The organism is Geobacillus sp. YF-1 (assembly GCF_052692335.1).
This window is the reverse complement of the sequence record NZ_CP199850.1, coordinates 1,043,037-1,062,534: the sequence shown is the minus strand read 5'-3', so window position 1 is coordinate 1,062,534 and position 19,498 is coordinate 1,043,037. Positions and strand designations below refer to the sequence as shown.

Below are 19,498 nucleotides of genomic sequence, written 5' to 3'. Positions count from 1 at the left end.
TACAACCATCGGTGTTGAAAGCCGATAGCGAAGGCAACAGCGGACGCGAACTCTCTCCGCTCGACACCTCTTGACCATCCTGCCCTTTTCGTTCGCCAACGAACATCGGCGGCGGAACCGGGACGCTTCCCTCCTCTTTCTTGACGTCCGCCAATCAGAGGCGCATAGTTCCATCATTTCCAAACGGCGCCCTCCCCATGCGCCCTAAAAGCCCGGCGAAAAAACGGCTGTTTTTCCACGGAGGCAAAAGGACAAAACCGTTGAACCGATGCCCTTGCATGATTCATACTAAATGCATGGAGCGCCTCTTGCGAAAGGGGAGGACGGGCGTTGGAAGTCGCTTGCATGCTTTATACTAAATGCATGGAACCCCATGATGCGGTCTGACCGGACACGTTCGGCCTTGCATTTGTTTTATGTTCGCGACAGAAAAAAGGGGACAAATGAATACAGATGGCTCGCATTTGTTTCATGTTCGCGAAAGAAACTATCGCCTTGACGAAAAGGAGCGAAAACCGTGAAAGCCGTTGGCGTGATTGTGGAATACAACCCTTTTCATAACGGTCATCTTCACCATTTGCAAGAAACGAGACGAAAAACGAACGCGGATTGCTTGATTGCGGTCATGAGCGGAAATTTCCTGCAGCGAGGCGAACCGGCCATCATCTCCAAATGGGCGCGGACGAAAATGGCGCTCGCTTCCGGCATCGATATCGTCATTGAGCTGCCGTACGCCTTCGCTGTCCAAGCGGCGGAACGGTTCGCCTCAGGCGCCGTTCGACTGCTCGCCGCCATCGGCTGCCGGGAACTTTGCTTCGGCAGCGAATCCGGGGACATTGCCGCGTTTTTATCGGCGGCCGACACATGGAGCGAGCAGCAGGAGCCATTCGATTCCCTCGTCCGCGCTGAGCTGGCGCGCGGACAAAGCTTTCCGAGAGCCGCGGCCGCGGCGTGGCAAGCGCTTGGCGCCGCTCCGCTCGATTTATCGAAGCCGAACAACGTGCTTGGCTTTGCCTACGTGAAAGCCATCCGGCAACACGCATTGCCGATGACGCCTCACACGATCCCAAGGCGCGCGGCCGGCTACCATGATGAATCGGTTTCCCACCCATCGATCGCCAGCGCCACTAGCGTGCGAAAAATTTTGCGGCAAACCGGGCAGCTCGAAGCGGTCGCTGCGTACGTACCGGCCGCCGCGCTCGACCAGCTTCGCCAATATCAAGAGACGTACGGCCGCTTGCATGATTGGGAAATGTACTTTCCGCTGTTAAAATACCGGCTGCTGACGGCCACAGAAGCCGACTTGCGCCGCATCGCCGGAGTCGAAGAAGGAATTGAACATCGGCTGAAACAGCACATCGCCGCGGCAGAAACGTTTGCCGCTTTCATCGCTGCGGTGAAAACGAAGCGCTACACGTGGACAAGGTTGCAGCGTCTGTGCACCCATGTGCTGACCCACTTCACCAAAGAAGCGCAAAGCGAAGCGGCCGACCCGACGTACATTCGGCTGCTAGGCATGAGCGAAATCGGTCGCCGCTACTTGCAGCAGGTGAAAAAACAGCTGGCGCTGCCGCTCGTTGCCAAAGCCGCGAAGCTCAACGGCGATCCGCTTTACGAGCAGGAAAAACGAGCGGCGGCCGCGTACGCCGCCGCTTTTCCCGAGCCGCTTGCGAGCCGTGCTTTTCGGGAAGAATACGCCACAGCGCCCATTTATTTTTCCGGCATGGAGCGCAAATAACGGATCGCATCATCAAACGTATCGACCGGGACGATTTTCATTTTCGTCCCGATTTGCTTCGCCGTCCGCAGCGCCTCGCGGTAATTGGATGCCGGTGCCCCATGTTCGTTGGGCGCGAAAAACACTTCAGCCCCTTCGCGGTCAGCGGCCACCACTTTTTGCGAAACGCCGCCGATCGGGCCGACGTTTCCGTTCAGATCGATCGTTCCGGTGCCGGCGATTTTATGACCTTTCGTGATGTCTTCGGAAACGAGCTGATTGTAAATTTCCAACGAAAACATGAGCCCGGCCGACGGGCCGCCGATTTGTTCGGAATCGATCTGAACGGGCGGATCGGTACGGATGTCATACTCGGTCACCGGCATCACCCCAAGGCCGGCTTGATCGGGATGATCTGGAAACGGCCGCAAAGCAATCTCGGCTTCCCGCCGCTTCCCGCCGCGGATGAACGCGACACGAACGCGGTCGCCCGCCTTCTTTCCGCGGAGATAGCTGACCATTTGCTCCGATGTGGCGAGCGGTTTTCCGTCCAAAGCAACGATGAGGTCGCCGGTTTTCAAGCGCCCGGCGGCCGGCATATCGGAAAGAACGCTCATGACATAAGCGCCGCGCGGTTGATACGACACCGGTTTCCCAGCCTGCCGATAGGCGACGATGATCGCCGCTTCTTTCGCCTGTTCCATGAGCTCAAGCTGGCGCAGCGTATAGTCTTTGTCGCTCTCCCCTTCCTGCTTGATTTCCTCCGCCGGATACAGCTCATAAAACGGGCGGATATGGGCGAGCAAATACGATGCCACATTCGCCCGCCCCATCCGCACCGTCGTCAACATCAACGTGCCGGCATCGCGGTCACCGTGCTCAACGTGCACGAGCGGCCGTAAACTTTGCGCGCTTCCCGGCATCGTCACATAGTACGGCAATTTGATAAAAATGAGGAGAAAAGTAAGGACGACGCCAAGAACAAAAGCAACGATATACGTTCGTCTTTTCATCGTGACGATGGCTCCTTCCACTGTTCCATCGCTCGGCGGATCGCAGCGATTTGCTTGCGCGCTTCCTCTTCTCCGCGGGCGATGATTTCTTTGATGTCCGTAAACGCTTGGGAACTGTACGATTCAACACGCGGACGAATCATCACGTCCGAGGCAAGCTGGCGATGGACGACGAGTTCCGCTTGTAAAATATCTAAACTTTGCCAAATCACATCCGCGATCGACGTGATTTCGGCGTTCGTGTTCAGCGGAGCGACATCAACGGCGATCACAAGGTCGGCGCCCATCGCACGGACGACCGACACCGGCACGCGGTCGACAACGCCGCCATCGACCAGCAGCCGACCGTTCATTTCCGCCGGCACAAAAATGCCGGGGATCGAAATGCTCGCCCGCACCGCACGCGCCGCTTCTCCTTCCCGAAACACGACCTTTTCCCCCGTCCGCAAGTCGGTGGCGACCACCGCCACAGGCGGCGAGAGCTCCTCAAGCCGCTTCCCTTTCGTCAGCAACCGAATGAACTGCGTAATTCGTTCCCCGGCGATCAACCCCATTTTCGGCACTGTCCAATCAAGAAAATCGTTGCGCCGAAACGATTGGGCGAGCCGATAAAGGCGATGAAGGCCGTGGCCGCTCGCGTACAACACAGCGACAAGCGCCCCGATGCTGCTGCCGGCCAGATAGGAAATCGGAATTTGTTCATCTTCCAACACGTTCAAAACCCCAAGGTGCGCAAACCCGCGCGCTCCCCCTGACCCAAGCGCTACGCCTATTTTCGGCGGCATACCTCCTCCCCCCTTTGCTGCCGCAGCGTTCTCCGCTCCCATCTTATGGTCTAAAACGTCCCCCTATGCTCGTATATTAGGGTATATGAGGTTGTACCGCGCCAAGCTGCACGGCAAAAAAGGGGGGAGACCATTGAAACGAAACTGGGGAACAAAAGGGAAAACGGCGCTGCTCGCTTCCGCTGCCACCTTGTTCGCGTTTGCGCTCATTAGCTACCCGAAACAGTCGCTTGAGGCGTCCATCCGCGGCCTCACGATGTGGTGGGAAGTCGTGTTTCCATCGCTTTTGCCGTTTTTTATCGTCTCAGAGCTGCTCATCAGCTTTGGCGTCGTCAACTTTCTCGGCGTCTTGCTGGAGCCGCTCATGCGCCCGCTGTTCCGCGTCCCGGGAGTCGGCGGATTCGCTTGGGCGATGGGCATGGCGTCCGGTTACCCATCGGGGGCCAAGCTGACGGCGCGGTTATACCAAGAAAAGCAGCTGTCCACCATTGAGGCGGAGCGGCTCTCTTCGTTTACCAACTCATCGAATCCGCTGTTCATTTTCGGCGCAGTGTCAGCCGGATTTTTCCACAACCCGCAGCTTGGCTTCGTGCTGGCCGCCTCGCATTACTTAGGAAACATCACCGTCGGGCTGATCATGCGTTTTCACGGCATCCGAAAGGAGCGGGGGCAGCCAAAAAGCAGACGCCGGCCGTTCTCGCTGCCGTATGCCTTGCGGACGCTGCACCGCACGCGGGTGAAAAACGAACAGCCGCTTGGCAAACTGCTTGGTGATGCGGTGCGCTCGTCTGTGCAAACGCTGTTGATGATCGGCGGTTTTATTATTCTCTTTTCCGTTGTCAATCAACTGTTGAACGTTATGCATTTCACCGAGCAGCTCGCTCCGCTCGTCCGCCGTCTGCTTCACCTCGCCCAGCTGCCGGAAAAGCTCGATATCCCGGTGTTTTCCGGCCTGTTTGAAATTACGCTCGGCAGCCAGATGATCAGCGAAACCGACGGGGCGACATTGTTGGAAAAAGCGGTGGCGGTCAGCTTCATTCTCGCGTTCGGCGGATTTTCCGTTCAAGCGCAGGTCGCGAGCATTTTAGCCGAAGCGAACATTCGCTTTCAGCCGTTTTTGGTCGCCCGCCTGCTGCACGGATTCTTTGCTGCTATCTTTACATATGCGCTTTGGCAGCCGCTGTATGTCGAGACGGCGACTGGCGAGTCGGGCCACATTCCAGCGTTTTTCCATATGTTGACCTACGCCCGCCCAGAGGAACACTTAGGGCTGATGCCATACGGGCCGCTGATCACCATGCTGTTCCTTTGCCTGTATATATGGCTGACGGCCAAAGCGGCCAGCGAACGGCCCCGCCGTTCCTAAATCCGCGAGACGCCCGCGCTGCTCTTGACCGCCTCCCTCGCCCGCTGCCGGCCCGGCCGGGCGAGGGGCGGGGCTGTCCGTCATCGCTGTGGTCCATCGGCAAGAAAACAGGCTGTGTTGATTTGGGACGTGATCGCTGGCCGTCATCGCTGTGGCCCGTCGGCAGCCAGCGAAGCAAATTTCTTTTTGAGCGCCTGCTCGACAACCGGCGGCACCAGTTCGGAAATATCGCCGTTGTATTTGGCCACTTCCTTGACGATGCTGGAACTTAAAAACGCGTACTGGCTGTTAGTCATCATAAAAAACGTTTCAATGTTTTCGTCAAGAACGCGGTTCATGGACGTGATCTGCATTTCGTACTCAAAATCAGATACCGCGCGCAAACCGCGCAAGATGGCATTCGCTTTTTTGCTGCGGGCGTAATCAATCAGCAAGCCATGAAACGATTCGACATGGACGTTTGGGAGCGACTGCGTCACCGCGCGCAACAGTTCGATCCGCTCCTCAACGGTAAACAGCGGCTTTTTCGCCGAGTTGTTCAGCACCGCGACGTACACTTGGTCAAACACTCTCGCCCCGCGTTTAATAATATCCAAATGTCCGTAAGTCACCGGATCAAAACTCCCTGGACAAACGGCAATGCTCGCCATCGGTTTCGTCTCCTTTCCACCTGTAAATCGTCACACCGGTGATGCCGTATGTTTCCCGCTTCCATTGCACCAAGCCGTCGGCTGTTTCCGGCAAGCGCGCTTTTGCCGAATGCTCAGCAACGACGACGCCGCCAGGCTCCAACAACCGGCAACCGGCAAGCGCGGACAGAAGCGCTGGCCACTGGTTCTCTTTATACGGCGGGTCGAGAAAAATGACGGAAAACCGGAGGCCGCGTTTCGCCACCGCCTTCAGCGCTCGCTCGGCATCGTTGCAGTAAATTTCCGCCTGCTTCTCAAGCCCGCAGGCCGCGATGTTTTTTCGCACCGTCTGCACCGCTTTCCGATCGTGATCAACGAAAATGACGCGATCGAGCCCGCGGCTGAGCGCCTCGATGCCCAAACCGCCGCTGCCAGCGAACAAATCGAGACCGATGCCGCCGGAAAAATACGGGCCGATGATGTTAAAGATGGCCTCTTTCACTTTATCTGTCGTCGGCCGTGTCGACATTCCTGGAACCGCTTGCAGTTTCCTTCCTTTGCACGTTCCGGAAATGACTCTCATCGCCTTCACCCATTCTTGGTCGTTTCCATCTCATCGCACGCAAAATCGATTCGTTGTAATCTTACCATAAAGTTGAGAAACGTCAAACTGAAGAATTTTTTCGCCCGCGAATGTATAGAAACGAGCGAACGGGCCATAATGAGTAATGGCAACATCATCGTTGCCAGTGACGGAGAAGACTTACGTTTCCCCATAAGTTCTTCCTCCGGTTTCTCCTCTCCCTTTTCTTTATTCTTTCCGTTTCTTGTTCCGCCCTGCGCGGAGGCAAGAAACTGGAAAGGACCTTGCGGAACGGTTCCGCAAGGTTTTTTTTATTGCAATCGCGGCCAAGAGCCGGTAAAGTTAAGAATGGACGATGGTTGCAAGGGGGAACAAGCAATGATCCAACGATTCATTGAACTTGGTGAAGGGTATTCCGATATATATGAACTGATCGAGCTGGCGCGCGCGAACCGTCATCGCGTCTCCGGCTTTTTCGCTTTCCATACGGTGAAACAAGGACGGGCCGTCGTTTCCTTGGCCGTTGTCCTGCATCCGACCGACCCTGGCGACTTCCAGCCGCTTTACATTTGCCGCGAAGGCATTCCCGACCCGGCTGTCAAGCCAAACAAACGGTATGAGCTGTTTGCCGAAACGGCCCAAGCGCTCGGTATGAACGTGATTCATCTCGACGTCAAGCCATCGACATGGTTTGCCGAACGCGATTTGTATTATCAACATTTGATCGGCATCATGCGCCTAAACCGCTTTATTCCCCCGCTTCAATAACGGGAACGAACGAGAGCGAAAACGAGCGGTTCCGCTTGCTCGATCAGTGCACGTGCGGTGAGCGGCACCGGTGCGACCAATTTTTTGATTGGAGAAATGGTGCTGGCAAACAGCCGGTTTCTTTCCACCGTCAGCGCTTGAGGGGAAACAAGCTTTCCGCCCCCGCCGCAGCGCGATCGGCCATGGCAAAAAAGAGGAGGGAGTTCCCCCCAAAAAAGCCGGAACTCCCTCTTTTCGATACGTACTGGCATTCGACCGCCTGTAATCGAAGTGATTGAAAACCGGCGGCTTTTCCCGCTGTCGTCCTCATTTTGCAAGTCAGCGAACATTTCGACCGTTTTCGTCCTCATTCCGCCGCGATTTCCCCACCCGGGCGCGTTACGTGCCCTCTTTTCGTTCAGCCAAGCGGATAGGGGGAATCTTTCTCTTTCTCTCCTTTTGATTCGAATTCTAGCTTTAAAAACGGGCGGTACGATGGCTCTACCCGTTTGACAAACGGAAGCGCGGCGAGCTTTTTCATGACATAGTCCGCTTGCTCCATGTCGCAGTATAAGACGGCATACTTCAGCCGCTTGGAGATGTAATGAATGTTACCAAACTTGCGCAGCTGTTTTCCGTGTTTCAGCGAATGAAGCCAAACAATAATGCCTTGCCGTTGTGGAAACATAGTCCCTTCCCCTTTTTTCTATGTGCGGCAGCCGCAGCCTCCACCGCTTCGGCAGCCGCCGGAACAACCTGCCGACAAAAAGTACGGATTTCCGGTCGGCACTTTCACATGCTCCGATACCGCTTTGCCGATCAGCACGCTGATTTCATCAAGCAGCTGTTGCAGCGCCTTCTCCGCCTGTTTAAAAGCGGCGACGGTTTCGTGCAAATCCAGCTCCCGTTTCGCTTCGCGCACTGCTTTCATGATTGGGCGATAATCAGGGTGGTATTTGCCGAAGCGCTGCACGTCCTCATACTGCTCTTTGAGCTGAACAAATCGGGAAATCAGCTCCTGGGCGCGGCGGTCCTGCTTCAGCCGCCAAAATGCGCGGCGGTATTCCTCGGCCAGTTCGGACTCGACAATCATTTTCGCTAACCCTTCTGCTTTATCTAGAATCTCGATGCGCTCGAGAGTCGCAATTCTCACCAACATGGCACCTCCATACGTTCATCATACCATGAATAAAACGAAAAGGAAAAGGAAAGAGAAGGAGGGAAAACGAAAAAGGGCGTCCCGCGCTGTGGAATGCCCTTTTCACTAGGAGGCTGGTGATTTCGTGCAAAATGCTGCTGGTTCCATCCATTTCCCAATGAGAGAAACTTTGCAGAACCAGCTTTCTTTTTTGAATGAACATGCCACCGATTGGTGTGCGACAACGGTTTTTCGCCGGCCTTCTAGGTGATCATGCGCGCATGGCAGAAGCGGCTCAGCCTGCGCTCGACCGTAACAGCCGGTTTCTTCAATCCTTACGGAATCGAAACGTCAAATTCGTGCCCCACGCCGGCCGTTCTCCCATCGTTATAGACAAACTCCAGACGAATATGATGGGTTCCGCTCGGCAAGCCGCGTACAACAAAGGCGGCTGTATACACTTGGGTTACTTTTTGCCCATTGACATACACATCGACATGCCCGCCGCCGCTCCCTTGGCGAAACGGAAAGCGGGGAGCGAAACATTCGATGAACACGTCGCTTCCTTTCACCTCATGGTTGACGTGCAGCGGCGCATCCGCCCGTTCGGCATGAGCAGGCGCCAGCGCCCAGAAGGCGAAGACAACGAACAGCATGGCTCCAGCCAACGATTTGAGCCGTTTCGGCAAAGATATCACTCCCTTTCTGACTCATAGTCTTTGCCGCCGACGGCCCAATTAGTCGCGTATGGCATCCAACCTGTTTCTCATCATGTTGGCTGTGAGTCGGAAGAAGCCATTAGTCGCGCATAGCTTTAAACACTTGCCACATCAGCGAAGCCATTTGCAGCGACTGGGAAAATTTTTCGACCTTGTCCGGGATCGTCAATTCATAATGACGCAACGCCGCCAGCTGGAACGCGGACAGCTCATGCGGACGGCGGGCAAGAATCCGGTACCAGCGCGGCTGTTCACGCAAAAATGCTCGCAACATCGGCTGTCCTTGCACATATTGCCATACGTCTTTTCTCATCGCCACCATCCTTCAATCCTTCCGAAAGGAAAACGGATGTTCATCTTTGTTTGGGCGCTGCTGGCTGGCCCCTTGGAATTCGGAAAGAATGCTTTGAATGGCCCCAATCGCCTGCTGGACGTTCGCTAAATGTTTCTGCACTTCAGCGGCGTCCATCTGTCCAAGCATGGCAGCCAGCTTGTCGAGCCACTTGCTCGCCCCTTTTTCCCCTTCGTTCCGTTTGCCGTCCCTTTCCCGGTAAGGCTCCCATATCTCATCGTCCTCGCCGAACAAGTACCAGTCCTCATACACTTGCTTCCACGTTTTTTTGCCGCTGCGCACCTCTTGGATGAGTTTCGGATGTTTTTTTACAAACTGCTTAAACTGTTCAACGGATGGGTGCAAAGGCTTGGCCATGGTCGCTCTCATCCCTTTCCTCCACTCTTGCCTATCTGCCATATCATATCGTGCCTAGCAGGCGAGGGTGCGCCCAATTTTCAACGCGGCGTAAAGAAATTTTGCGTGTAATAATCGCCGTAAACGCCGACGCCGAGATGCGTAAACTCCCGATTCATCATTATTTCCCGATGTTTTTCGCTATTCAACCAACCGATGGCCGCCTCAACGCCGTCCACTTGGTGAGCGGCGATATTTTCTCCAGCCACCCGAAACGGAATGTGAAGCGCCTGCAACCGCTCCGATAAATCACCGTACCGCGGCGATTTATGGGAAAAAAACTGATGATCATGCATATCGCGGCTGTGCTTCGCTGCGGCCGTCGCCGCGTCGTCATCCCAAGCGAGAACAGACAGCTGATGGCGGCGGCGAAAGAGATTCGTCCAGTCAAAAATTTGCTTCGCATTGCCGGCATCAACCATCCGCTGCTGTTCTTCCGAAAGGGTAGGAACATCAGGTAGATGCCCGCGATAAACGAGCTCGTACGGCCGCAACTTGACAAACGTTTCCGCGTCCATTAAACGGACAGCCGCCACTTGGCCAGTGAAGCGGTCTACGTACAGCTGGGCATAGACGGCACCGACTTTCACCACCGGCCTTGTCGAATAATCTTGCTCCGACAGTTCGAATCGATACGTTCCGCTCGGGAGCTGAATTTTAATATTGGATAGAACCGGCATCGTTTGAAAAATCGTCTGCAGACGCTGGCCGACCGCAAACGGCTCAACGTTCACTCGTTCCCCACCGGCCAAGATGGTGACGACTTTTCCGCGAGCAACACCGACCTGTACATAGGAGTCGAGATGACGCCTGTACACCCACCATTCATATCCATAGGCGGATGGATCGACGCGATCAGGCCGACCAAGCTGTTGGTTCACCGCCTGTACTGGCTGGCCGATCAATGTCACTAAGCCGGCTGTCGCCTTCGGTTCTTTCAACATATGCCCATTGATTTCCGGCTGCCCCGGGGGGCTTGGGGGCGGCGGACTCGGCGTGAAAAAGTACAATCCGATGAACAAGAGCAAAAAAAGGAACATCCATTTCACCCAGCAACTCCCGCTTTCTGCACAGTCTTCTTACTGTCATTATAGCGGTTTTGCGAAAGCAAAAAAAAGAGGGCGGCCCAAAACGCCCCCTTTTTTTCCGTAAAAACGCCGCACTAGCGCGTAATTTTTATCCACGGGTCGAGGGCAGGGTCCGCTGCCCATGGAACTTCTCTGCGAAAATCCCATCAGCAAGCGGTCGCTTTCATCCCCGGGTCGATGTTACATCGCTCCCCATGAAAATTCCGAACTGAGCCGGATGTTCATCCCCAGTGGAGGGCAAACCATTGCCCATGGAACTTTTCCGTTCTATATTGTGCGCTTCGGCGCGGGAAAAAATGCAAGACGAAACGGCAACAGCGGCAAACAATTCATTGAAAAACAAACCGTTTTCGTACTATTATAAATGAGGGGATCATTTCTTTTTGGCGCTTTCCATACTGCGTTGTTAGGAGGAAGAAGCATGAAATTTGAAAATAGCGGACTGGAAAATCAGACGGTTGAACTGTCCCGCCTTGATGACATTATGGAGCGCCTCGGCTTTGTGCGCGCGGGGCAATGGGACTACGAGCGGGTTACATACGACCGCAAATACGTTGTGAAAGAAGGGACGTACTATTTGCGCGTCCAAGGGTACGCCATCGAAGGCGACGTTGATTCGCGTTATGCGCTCATCAAATTGCTCACACCGATTTTAGGCAAACATTATTATCCGCACGGCGTCGAGTATGGCGAAGATGAACATTTTCCGTCTTCCCTTGTCAACCAGTGCCAAAACGTATTGGCCCAAGTCAAAAGCGAAATCGAAAAGATCAAAGAGTAAGAAAAAAAACGCATGAGACGTTTGCGCTCATGCGTTTTTTCACGGCATGGCGAGCCGTTTGACCACCACATCAACCGCCTCCGCTACATACGGGGTCATCGCCGCGATTTCCTCGGCAATTTGTCGCTGCAACTGGCGGCAAACGGCCATCACCGGCGCTCCGTAGTGCAAAGACAGCTTCACAAGCACGCGGCACCGTCCATCTTGTCCTGCTATGACAAGCGCTTCACAGTCGTCAAGAACGACATCGCGTTGCTCCTGCACACACATCATCACAATCGTCAGCAGCGTCGCCTCCACGGCGCTCCGCCTCCGGTATCGGAACGTATTCACCGCTCTCCCCCCGCTCTGCATTCTCTGTTTATGTTATGCTATGCAGCGCGGCCGGCCGGCGTCATTCGGCCGGCTAAAAACCTAAAATCGCCTTGAGGAGCGACGTCGTCTGTCCGCCCGGGTAAAGCACGTAAAGAAGCCAATAAACGACGACCCCAGTCGAGGCGCTGCCGAACCAAATGACGCTCGTAACCGGCCCTAAGCGACGGTGGCGACCCCGTTGATCCTTCAGCCCTGTCCAAATGGTCACAAGGCCAAACACCGCCCCTACGGTCGCTAAAACGATGTGAAAAACAAGAAATACCGTGTAATACACTTTCACCGTTTCCGGTCCGCCAAAACTCGTATTGCCAATAAACAACGTCCGCGACATGTAGATCGTGAAAAACAGGAGGGCGAACACCGCCGCGGTCAGCATCACTTTTTTATGCGCCTCGACCCGCCGGCGGCTGATTAAATACCAGCCGTAAGCAACAAGAAGGGCGCTGATCACAATGCAGCTTGTACTGATCGTCGGTAAAACAGCCATCGTTTCTCTCCCTTTCCTCTGATCATTGGGTCGGTTTAAGCTCCATATCCAAGTTCGGCTCTTTCTCCCGCTCCTTCCGATACCAGTCACTGAAGATGAAAAACAGCATCGTTCCGTACACAATCTCTTGAATGATTTTCATCAGCACACCGCCAAGCTGCTGATCATGAAGCGGCGACATCGATAAAAACATTTGCGGTCCAGTCAAATCAAGCGAAGCCAACGTCCCTTGAGGAACGCATAGAGCCAGTGCCGCCATCCATGCTTTCGGATCGGTATACGTCGCATAAAGCGGCGCATCGGCAAAAATAATGAGCGCACAAGCCGGCGTCAGCAGCATGCCGTCAGCGAAAATGTAGCCCATTTTTTTTAATCCGGATAACGTCTGCCAATCGGGCAGCTTGTTGACGAGCGGCCACCACATGCAAAACGCGGCAATGAAAATCACGGAGGTCACCAACGCGTGCAACCACATATTCGTTTTCACTGCGTCAAAAATGAACGGAACGTGATAAAGCGAAAACAAGCCGTTAAACAGCAGCAGCGCCACAATCGGTTTTGTCAACAGCCCAAATACGCGGCGCACGGCCGCAACGCGGAAAACTCGCTCATACAGCGGCCCCGGAATGCCTAAGATGAAGCATTGCGGCACGATCAAATACAACACGGCCATTTGCACCATGTGGGCGGTGAACGTCAAATGACCGAGCAAATCGAGCGGAGAGCCTTTGCATACGTAAAGGAGAGCGATCCCTGTAAAAAAATACACTTTTTGCTTACGAGGGACAGGAACGTCAAAGCCCAACCGCTTCCGCCACCGTCCGGTCATTCCGGCATACAACAGCGCGACCACCGCCAAGCTAAGGAAAAAGAACGGGCTCCAAAGAGCAACGGGGCCAAACATTTGCAGCGATGAAAACATACAAATCCCCTCCTCACTGTCCTTCCCCATTATACTACACGGAGCGGTGACAGTGTTATTGCAAAAAAAGGGGAAATCGGCAATCCCCGATCCCCCTTTGCTTTTTACCACCAAATCACAGTTGTAAACGCCCAAACAAGTAAAAGCATCACCGCCACACCGCCGTAAATAAACATGGTCGGAAACTCGTGGCCTTTATGGCTCATATGCATGAAATAATACAGCTGGAAAGCGACTTGCACGGCGGCCAAAAGCAAAATAAACGGAACGACAAACCAATGGGAAAACTCTTCGTACCCAACGGCAGCGAAAGCGATCAGCGTCAACAAAATCATCAACACAAAGGCGATCATTTGATGACGCATCTCTTCCGCGTTTTTCCGGCGACGGTACGCGAGATCGACGCGTTCATTTCCAGAGTTCGTTTGGTTCGCCATACGTTCACCCCACCATTCCCATCAAGTATACAACGGTAAAAATGAACACCCAGACGACGTCGATAAAGTGCCAGTACAAGCTCGCGACGTAAAACTTCGGGGCGTTGTATAAATCAAGCCCACGCTTGGCATTGCGAATCATGAGCGTCAAAATCCAAAGCAACCCGAACGCGACGTGGCTTCCGTGCGTGCCGACGAGCGTGTAAAAAGAGGACGCGAAGGCGCTCGTCGTAAATTTATGGCCTTCATGTACGTATTCCGTAAACTCATAAATCTCTAAGCCCAAAAACCCGGCGCCAAGCAGCACGGTAATGCCAAACCAAAGCTGCATTTTTTTAAAGTCAAAATTTTTCATATGATAGATGGCATACACGCTCGTCAAGCTGCTCGTTAACAGAAGCATCGTCGCCATAAAGACGACCGGCATTTGAAACAGCTCTTCCGCCGAAGGGCCGCCGTTCGTTTTGTCTTTGAGCGCCAAATAGGTGGCGAAGAGAGAGGCGAACAGCACCGTCTCCCCGCCTAAAAAGAGCCAAAAGCCGAGAAATTTATTTTTCCCTTCAAGCGTGGCCCGCTCCGGCGCGGCCGGGAACGTCTCGGCCGTCAGTTTTTCTTCCACGTGCATCAGGCGTTCGCCCCCTTCTTCTCAAGTTCGAGCACTTCCTCTTTATGAATGTGGAAGCCGTGATCATCGATCACCGAGCGCAAGAACATCGAACCGAACGTAATGAGCAAGCCGAGAATGCCGACCGGCAATCCCCATTTGGCATCGTTATGATACGTGAAGCCAAAGGCGGCGACAAACAAACCGAACGCCGTGACAAACGGCAAAAACGACGAATTCGGCATATGGATGTCGCCAAGCGGTTCAGCTGGCGTCAGCTCTTTTTTGCCTTCCATTTTTTCGATCCAGAAGGCATCCAACCCGCGGACAAGCGGGGTTTGCGCGAAGTTGTACACCGGCGGCGGCGAAGCGATCGCCCATTCGAGCGTGCGGCCGTCGCCCCACGCGTCGCCCGCCACTTTTTCCCCTTTGGCCGTCGTGATCACGATGTTAATGAGCAAAATGACCGTAGCGGCCGCCATAAAGAACGCCCCGATCGTGCTGACAAGGTTGCCTGTCTCCCAGCCTTGGTTCGGCAAGTACGTGAACACGCGGCGCGGCATCCCCGTCAGCCCGAGGAAATGCTGGATGAAAAACGTCAGATGGAACCCGATAAAGAACAACCAGAACGAGATTTTACCGAGCGTTTCATTGAGCATGCGGCCAAACATTTTCGGCCACCAATAATGCGTGCCGGCAAGCAAAGCGAACACAACCCCGCCAACGATGACGTAATGGAAGTGGGCAACGACGAAATAGCTGTCATGATACTGATAGTCCGCTGCCGCCGCTGCCAGCATCACGCCGGTGACCCCGCCCATGACAAACGACGGAATGAAAGCGACCGCGTAATGCATCGGCGTTGTAAACTTGATGCTTCCGCCCCACATCGTAAACAGCCAGTTGAAAATTTTCACCCCTGTCGGCACGGCGATCGTCATCGTTGCGACGGCAAAGATGGCGTTCGCGATCGGCCCCATCCCGACGGTGAACATGTGGTGCGCCCACACCATAAATCCTAAGAAAGCGATCAACACGGTCGCGAACACCATCGATGAATAGCCGAACAGCCGCTTGCGCGAGAACGTCGCGAAAATCTCAGAGAAAATGCCGAACGCCGGCAAAACAAGAATATATACTTCCGGATGGCCGAACACCCAGAACAAATGCTCCCAAATGATCGTGTTGCCGCCGGCGGCCGGATTGAAAAAGTTGCCGCCAAACAACCGGTCCATCATCATGAAGATCAAGCCGACCGTCAACGGTGGAAACGCAAACAAGATGAGCGCCGACGTCACAAACGTCGCCCATGTGAACATCGGCATGCGCATAAACGTCATGCCTGGGGCGCGCATATTGATGATCGTCACCAAAAAGTTCACGCCCCCCATGATCGTTCCGAAACCGGAAATTTGCAACCCGAGCGTATAAAAATCAATGCCGTGGTGCGCCTTCGAAGCAAGCGACAGCGACGCGTACGACGTCCAGCCGGCATCAGGCGCTCCGCCTAAAAACCACGAACAGTTTAGGAACAACCCGCCGAAAAAGAACATCCAAAAGCCAAGCGCGTTCAAATACGGGAACGCCACGTCGCGCGCGCCGATTTGCAGCGGCACGACCGCGTTCATAAACGCGAAAATAAGCGGCATGGCAGCCAAGAAAATCATCGTCGTTCCGTGCATCGTCAGCACTTCGTTATACAGCCCGCCGACAAGAAAATCGTTGTTCGGCTTCGCGAGCTGAATGCGGATGAACAACGCCTCAAGCCCGCCGAGCAGGAAGAAGAAGCCCCCGGCTATTAAGTACAAATGGGCGATTTTCTTATGGTCCACCGTCGTCAGGTAATCCCATAAAACGGCGCCAACACCCTTTTTACGAGTGATCGTGCTCACAGTGAAACCTCCCTTTTAACCCCTTTATTCCACTTTTAAGCTCATCAAGTATTTCGCCAATGCGTCGATTTGCTCTTCCGTCAAGTGGCCGTATGTACCTGACATTTTGTTTCCTGGCTTGACGCGTTCAGGATTTCGCAGCCATTTTTTCAAGTTTTCTTCGTTGTGTTCCAAAATGCCGGCAATCCGTTCGCGATCGCCAAAGTTCGCCAAGTTGGGCGCTGTGCGAGCTTGTGCAGGACGTTTATCCAAAGGCGTCACCGCATGGCAGCCGATACAGCTTTTATTGAAAATCGCTTCCCCTTGTTTGGCGACCGGATCAGTCACAACCGGCTTTTTCGCGTTTTGCATTTTCTTCACCCAAGCGTCAAACTGATCGCGCGGCAGCGGACGCACTTTGAAATCCATCAGCGCATGGGACGGACCGCAAAGCTCCGCGCATTTGCCGTAAAAGACGCCGCCCGCTTTGTCTGTCGCTTTTTGGTCAAAAACGAGCCAAAATTGGTTTTTGTTGTCGGTGTTTGTGTCCATTTTGCCGCCGACTGCCGGAATCCAGAACGAGTGCTTGACATCCGACGCAATCAAGTTGAAATACACTTTTTCGTTCGTCGGCACGACTAAGTCTTGGCTCGTAATAATGCCGTAATCCGGGTATTCAAATTCCCACCAATACAAATTGGCGCGCACGTTGACAACAACCGTGTTTTTGTCACGGTTTTTGTCATTCATCGGCTTCACGTCCGCGAGCTTAAACGTCGCCGATACCGTCGGCACCGCCAAAATGAGCAAGAGGATAATCGGAATGACAGTCCAAATAATTTCTAACTTATGGCTTCCTTCCACTTGCTTCGGAATTTTATTTTCTTCCCCTTTGCGACGCCGGAAACGGATGACGACATAAACGAAGATAATCGCTACAACGATAATGACGAGCACCATGATCGACGTGCTCAACAGCATGAGCGAATACTGCATGTCCGCCACTTCACCGGCAGGCTGAAGCGTCGATAAAAACGGCTTGCCACAGCCGGCGAGCAACAGCGCCATCATCCCGAACAGGGAAAATAAGCGCCAGTTACGCAGCCCCTTCTTCATAGCTTCACCAAACCCCTCTTTCATTGATCTTTGATGTGGAGAAATGTATATCAATTCTTTCATAAGAGAAAGAATTTGACCCTGTTCACCAAAGCGTGGCGATCACCATGGCCACAAACAAAATCGTCAAATAGTTGAGCGAATAGACGAACATCCACTTCGCCCATTTCAGATCGTCTTTCATCTTAAAGCCGGCAAGCCCAAGCAGCAGCCAACCGATGTTTAACAGCGTCGCCACGGTTAAAAACGGGACGCCTAGCGAAAACAAATAGAACGGAAGCGGCAGCAAACACGCTACCCAAACGACAATTTGCCGCTTCGTGATGGCAAAGCCGTGGACGACCGGCAGCATCGGAATGCCGGCAGCGCGGTATTCCTCGCACCGTTTCATCGCCAAGGCCAAAAAGTGCGGCGGCTGCCATAAAAACATGATGAAAAATAAGACGAGCGGAACGACATGAAAATTCGGATCGACCGCCGTCCAGCCAATCACTGGGGGAACGGCGCCGGAAATGCTGCCGACGATCGTGTTGACCGTGTAATGGCGCTTCGTCCAAAGCGTGTATAAGAAGACGTACGTCACCATACCGATCAATCCCACGACCGCCGCCGTAACCGTTGTCATCAGCAAACTCATTTCGCCGATGAAAACGAGCGCGATCCCCGCCCAAAGCACGCGCCGTGCGTCCATCGTCCCGGTGACGGTCGGCCTCGTTTTCGTCCGCTCCATATAGCGGTCGATATCGCGATCAATATAGTTGTTGATGGCGCATGAACCGGCGATGACAAGCGCCGCCCCAAACAGCGCAAAAAAGACAAGATGCAAGTTTTCCAAAAAATGCTCTCCCGTAAAATAAAACGCCAGCCACATCCCGGCGAACGTTGTAATCAAATTGGAATTGACGATCCCGATTTTGACAACCGACGACAACTCTCTCCAAACGGCCTTCACACTTGCCTCTGAACGATGCCCGACATCGTTCACTGTTTGATGTACCGCTTTCAAATCAGCCATGTTCCTGGTTCCTCCTCGCCGCGCCGCCTCGTCCCTACGGCGCCGTTATCCTGCTTGGCCGGCGATGCCTAACAGCCAAAGCAAGCGATTAGCACATGCTGCTTCTCTTTATATTAAATCACATTTTGTTTTCATCATGTGAACTTTTTTTGAATAATTTGTGTCAAATTTTTGAATCAGCAGGCAGCAAGTGGCGCTTTCGCTTGTCCCATTAATATTTCTAGCAAACTTATTCGACTTATTCAATACACAAACGTCATTTTGTGTTTCCGGGCGCCATCGTGTAAAATAGATTTGGCTTCGCAGCACGGTTGGCTGCGGTAAAATCCATTACTTTACTAATATGGACAAAATCCCAATTTCTCAATACAAGAAGGTGAAGATTTTGCAACGTTCACTAAAATGGTTTGCCTCGGCAACGACGTTGGCGATGCTGTTTGTCTTGATCGGCGGCGCGCTTGTGACCAAAACAGGATCCGGCATGGGCTGCGGCCGGTCGTGGCCGCTGTGCAACGGCCAATGGGTGCCGGACCGCGTGACGCCTGAACTCATCATTGAGCTGAGCCATCGGCTCGTCTCCGGACTGGCCGGCATCATGGTGCTCATCCTTTCCATCTGGGCGTGGAGAGCCATTGGCCATGTGCGGGAGACGAAGTTTTTGGCCGTCCTATCGTTCGTCTTTCTCGTTTTACAAGGGCTGATCGGCGCCGCCGCGGTCGTGTGGGGGCAGTCCGATTTCGTCCTCGCCTTGCATTTTGGCATTTCGCTCATTTCGTTTGCCGCTGTGCTGTTGCTGACATTGCTGATTTTTGAAATCGACAACATGTTTTCTGCCGCTTCGCTTTCCCTTGACGGCCAAATGCGGTTTCATATTTACGGCATCATCATTTACTCGTACATCGTCGTCTACACCGGGGCGCTGGTGCGTCATACGAACGCCAGCCTCGCCTGTCCGAGCTGGCCGCTGTGCGCGAAAACGCGCATCCTCCCGGTTCAATTTCATGAATGGGTGCAGATGGGCCATCGGTTGGCCGCCGCCGTCATCGTCATTTGGATCGCCGCGGCCGCGATCCATGCTGTGCGCCATTATCGCGGGCAGCCGGTCATCTACTACGGGTGGCTGATCGCCCTCTGTCTCGTGCTTGCGCAAATGACGACTGGCGCGCTTGTCGTGTTTACGCAGCTGAATTTATACGTTGCCTTGGCGCATGCCTTTTTCATTTCCTGCCTGTTCGGCGTGCTCAGCTATTTATTGCTTTTGGCGCTCCGCACTCGCCGCAAGCCGGCAAAAGCCGCCGACCATTCAGCGCGGGAGGCGGCGCCGGCGACGTTGAAATGACGTTCGTCCGTCCGCAAA

The 19,498-nt window shown here is 53.9% G+C and carries 25 protein-coding genes; 6 read left to right on the top strand and 19 right to left on the bottom strand.

Annotation, left to right across the window (positions count from 1 at the left end; all coding sequences use genetic code 11):
• The first annotated feature begins 517 nt into the window (after positions 1-517).
• Positions 518-1,738, top strand: a complete 1,221-nt coding sequence (locus ACTVIM_RS05375; protein WP_445613906.1) for a nucleotidyltransferase — start codon at positions 518-520, stop codon at positions 1,736-1,738.
• Here ACTVIM_RS05375 and ACTVIM_RS05370 read toward each other — a convergent pair.
• Together ACTVIM_RS05370 and ACTVIM_RS05365 are read right to left on the bottom strand one after the other, a co-directional pair.
• Positions 1,711-2,730 (bottom strand): SepM family pheromone-processing serine protease, encoded by a 1,020-nt coding sequence (locus tag ACTVIM_RS05370; protein WP_033022183.1) that lies wholly within the window; start codon positions 2,728-2,730, stop codon positions 1,711-1,713. The two genes, ACTVIM_RS05375 and ACTVIM_RS05370, sit on opposite strands and share 28 nt — an antisense overlap.
• The gene (locus tag ACTVIM_RS05365) at positions 2,727-3,515 is read right to left on the bottom strand and encodes a patatin-like phospholipase family protein (protein ID WP_445613905.1); all 789 of its coding nucleotides are present in this window, start codon (positions 3,513-3,515) and stop codon (positions 2,727-2,729) included. Before ACTVIM_RS05365 ends, ACTVIM_RS05370 begins: the two co-directional genes overlap by 4 nt.
• Before the next feature lie 133 nt (positions 3,516-3,648).
• On the opposite strand from ACTVIM_RS05365, the gene ylbJ reads away from it, so the two are divergent.
• The gene (gene ylbJ / locus ACTVIM_RS05360) at positions 3,649-4,881 is read left to right on the top strand and encodes a sporulation integral membrane protein YlbJ (protein ID WP_445613904.1); all 1,233 of its coding nucleotides are present in this window, start codon (positions 3,649-3,651) and stop codon (positions 4,879-4,881) included.
• A gap of 143 nt (positions 4,882-5,024) precedes the next feature.
• On the opposite strand, the gene coaD is transcribed toward ylbJ, so the two are convergent.
• Positions 5,025-5,531, bottom strand: coding sequence for a pantetheine-phosphate adenylyltransferase (coaD, locus tag ACTVIM_RS05355; RefSeq protein ID WP_033843467.1), 507 nt, complete (start codon positions 5,529-5,531; stop codon positions 5,025-5,027).
• A complete protein-coding gene (rsmD, locus tag ACTVIM_RS05350) occupies positions 5,497-6,093 on the bottom strand; it encodes a 16S rRNA (guanine(966)-N(2))-methyltransferase RsmD (protein ID WP_445613903.1) in 597 nt (198 codons plus the stop codon). The genes coaD and rsmD overlap by 35 nt, the downstream gene beginning before the upstream one ends.
• Before the next feature lie 378 nt (positions 6,094-6,471).
• Between rsmD and ACTVIM_RS05345 the strand changes: the two genes are divergently transcribed.
• Positions 6,472-6,861 carry a DUF7147 family protein gene (locus tag ACTVIM_RS05345; RefSeq protein ID WP_033022170.1) on the top strand — a complete coding sequence of 130 codons (390 nt, stop codon included), beginning with the start codon at positions 6,472-6,474 and terminating at the stop codon, positions 6,859-6,861.
• Here the strand turns inward: ACTVIM_RS05345 and ACTVIM_RS05340 are convergent.
• The 7 genes from ACTVIM_RS05340 to ACTVIM_RS05310 all read right to left on the bottom strand — a co-directional run bounded on the left by ACTVIM_RS05340 (position 6,855) and on the right by ACTVIM_RS05310 (position 10,494).
• Positions 6,855-7,211, bottom strand: coding sequence for a hypothetical protein (locus ACTVIM_RS05340; RefSeq protein WP_445613902.1), 357 nt, complete (start codon positions 7,209-7,211; stop codon positions 6,855-6,857). The genes ACTVIM_RS05345 and ACTVIM_RS05340 overlap by 7 nt on opposite strands.
• Before the next feature lie 47 nt (positions 7,212-7,258).
• Positions 7,259-7,528 carry a YlbG family protein gene (locus ACTVIM_RS05335; RefSeq protein ID WP_033022165.1) on the bottom strand — a complete coding sequence of 90 codons (270 nt, stop codon included), beginning with the start codon at positions 7,526-7,528 and terminating at the stop codon, positions 7,259-7,261.
• An 18-nt stretch (positions 7,529-7,546) separates the two neighbouring features.
• On the bottom strand, positions 7,547-7,993 hold the full coding sequence (locus tag ACTVIM_RS05330; RefSeq protein WP_033022313.1) for a YlbF family regulator: 447 nt from the start codon (positions 7,991-7,993) through the stop codon (positions 7,547-7,549).
• A gap of 320 nt (positions 7,994-8,313) precedes the next feature.
• Positions 8,314-8,673, bottom strand: coding sequence for a hypothetical protein (locus tag ACTVIM_RS05325; protein WP_445614310.1), 360 nt, complete (start codon positions 8,671-8,673; stop codon positions 8,314-8,316).
• A 103-nt stretch (positions 8,674-8,776) separates the two neighbouring features.
• Positions 8,777-9,010 (bottom strand): YlbE-like family protein, encoded by a 234-nt coding sequence (locus ACTVIM_RS05320; protein ID WP_144973563.1) that lies wholly within the window; start codon positions 9,008-9,010, stop codon positions 8,777-8,779.
• A gap of 12 nt (positions 9,011-9,022) precedes the next feature.
• A complete protein-coding gene (locus ACTVIM_RS05315; protein ID WP_445614309.1) occupies positions 9,023-9,406 on the bottom strand; it encodes a YlbD family protein in 384 nt (127 codons plus the stop codon).
• An 80-nt stretch (positions 9,407-9,486) separates the two neighbouring features.
• Entirely contained in the window at positions 9,487-10,494 is a 1,008-nt protein-coding gene (locus ACTVIM_RS05310) for a CAP domain-containing protein (protein WP_445613901.1), read from the bottom strand.
• 284 nt (positions 10,495-10,778) lie between these two features.
• On the opposite strand from ACTVIM_RS05310, the gene ACTVIM_RS05305 reads away from it, so the two are divergent.
• Positions 10,779-10,901, top strand: a complete 123-nt coding sequence (locus ACTVIM_RS05305; protein WP_268746099.1) for a hypothetical protein — start codon at positions 10,779-10,781, stop codon at positions 10,899-10,901.
• A gap of 53 nt (positions 10,902-10,954) precedes the next feature.
• Complete coding sequence (locus ACTVIM_RS05300) at positions 10,955-11,314, top strand: YugN family protein (RefSeq protein WP_033843460.1); 360 nt, start codon at positions 10,955-10,957, stop codon at positions 11,312-11,314.
• A 39-nt stretch (positions 11,315-11,353) separates the two neighbouring features.
• Here ACTVIM_RS05300 and ACTVIM_RS05295 read toward each other — a convergent pair whose 3' ends face one another.
• The 8 genes from ACTVIM_RS05295 to cyoE form a co-directional block, all read right to left on the bottom strand.
• The gene (locus ACTVIM_RS05295) at positions 11,354-11,647 is read right to left on the bottom strand and encodes an Asp23/Gls24 family envelope stress response protein (RefSeq protein WP_445613900.1); all 294 of its coding nucleotides are present in this window, start codon (positions 11,645-11,647) and stop codon (positions 11,354-11,356) included.
• A 73-nt stretch (positions 11,648-11,720) separates the two neighbouring features.
• Positions 11,721-12,176 carry a DUF420 domain-containing protein gene (locus ACTVIM_RS05290; RefSeq protein ID WP_033843458.1) on the bottom strand — a complete coding sequence of 152 codons (456 nt, stop codon included), beginning with the start codon at positions 12,174-12,176 and terminating at the stop codon, positions 11,721-11,723.
• 22 nt (positions 12,177-12,198) lie between these two features.
• Positions 12,199-13,098, bottom strand: coding sequence for a cytochrome c oxidase assembly factor CtaG (gene ctaG / locus ACTVIM_RS05285; protein ID WP_445613899.1), 900 nt, complete (start codon positions 13,096-13,098; stop codon positions 12,199-12,201).
• A gap of 104 nt (positions 13,099-13,202) precedes the next feature.
• Positions 13,203-13,535, bottom strand: a complete 333-nt coding sequence (ctaF, locus tag ACTVIM_RS05280) for a cytochrome c oxidase subunit IVB (protein ID WP_025949708.1) — start codon at positions 13,533-13,535, stop codon at positions 13,203-13,205.
• Positions 13,536-13,539: 4 nt separating this feature from the next.
• Complete coding sequence (ctaE, locus tag ACTVIM_RS05275; protein ID WP_033022147.1) at positions 13,540-14,160, bottom strand: cytochrome c oxidase subunit III; 621 nt, start codon at positions 14,158-14,160, stop codon at positions 13,540-13,542.
• Entirely contained in the window at positions 14,160-16,031 is a 1,872-nt protein-coding gene (ctaD, locus tag ACTVIM_RS05270; RefSeq protein ID WP_445613898.1) for a cytochrome c oxidase subunit I, read from the bottom strand. Before ctaD ends, ctaE begins: the two co-directional genes overlap by 1 nt.
• 24 nt (positions 16,032-16,055) lie before the next feature.
• Positions 16,056-17,126, bottom strand: coding sequence for a cytochrome c oxidase subunit II (gene coxB / locus ACTVIM_RS05265; protein ID WP_445613897.1), 1,071 nt, complete (start codon positions 17,124-17,126; stop codon positions 16,056-16,058).
• An 85-nt stretch (positions 17,127-17,211) separates the two neighbouring features.
• Positions 17,212-18,141, bottom strand: coding sequence for a heme o synthase (cyoE, locus tag ACTVIM_RS05260; RefSeq protein ID WP_445613896.1), 930 nt, complete (start codon positions 18,139-18,141; stop codon positions 17,212-17,214).
• A 385-nt stretch (positions 18,142-18,526) separates the two neighbouring features.
• Here cyoE and ACTVIM_RS05255 point away from each other — a divergent pair, with 385 nt between their 5' ends.
• A complete protein-coding gene (locus ACTVIM_RS05255) occupies positions 18,527-19,480 on the top strand; it encodes a COX15/CtaA family protein (RefSeq protein ID WP_445613895.1) in 954 nt (317 codons plus the stop codon).
• The last annotated feature ends 18 nt before the right edge of the window (positions 19,481-19,498 follow it).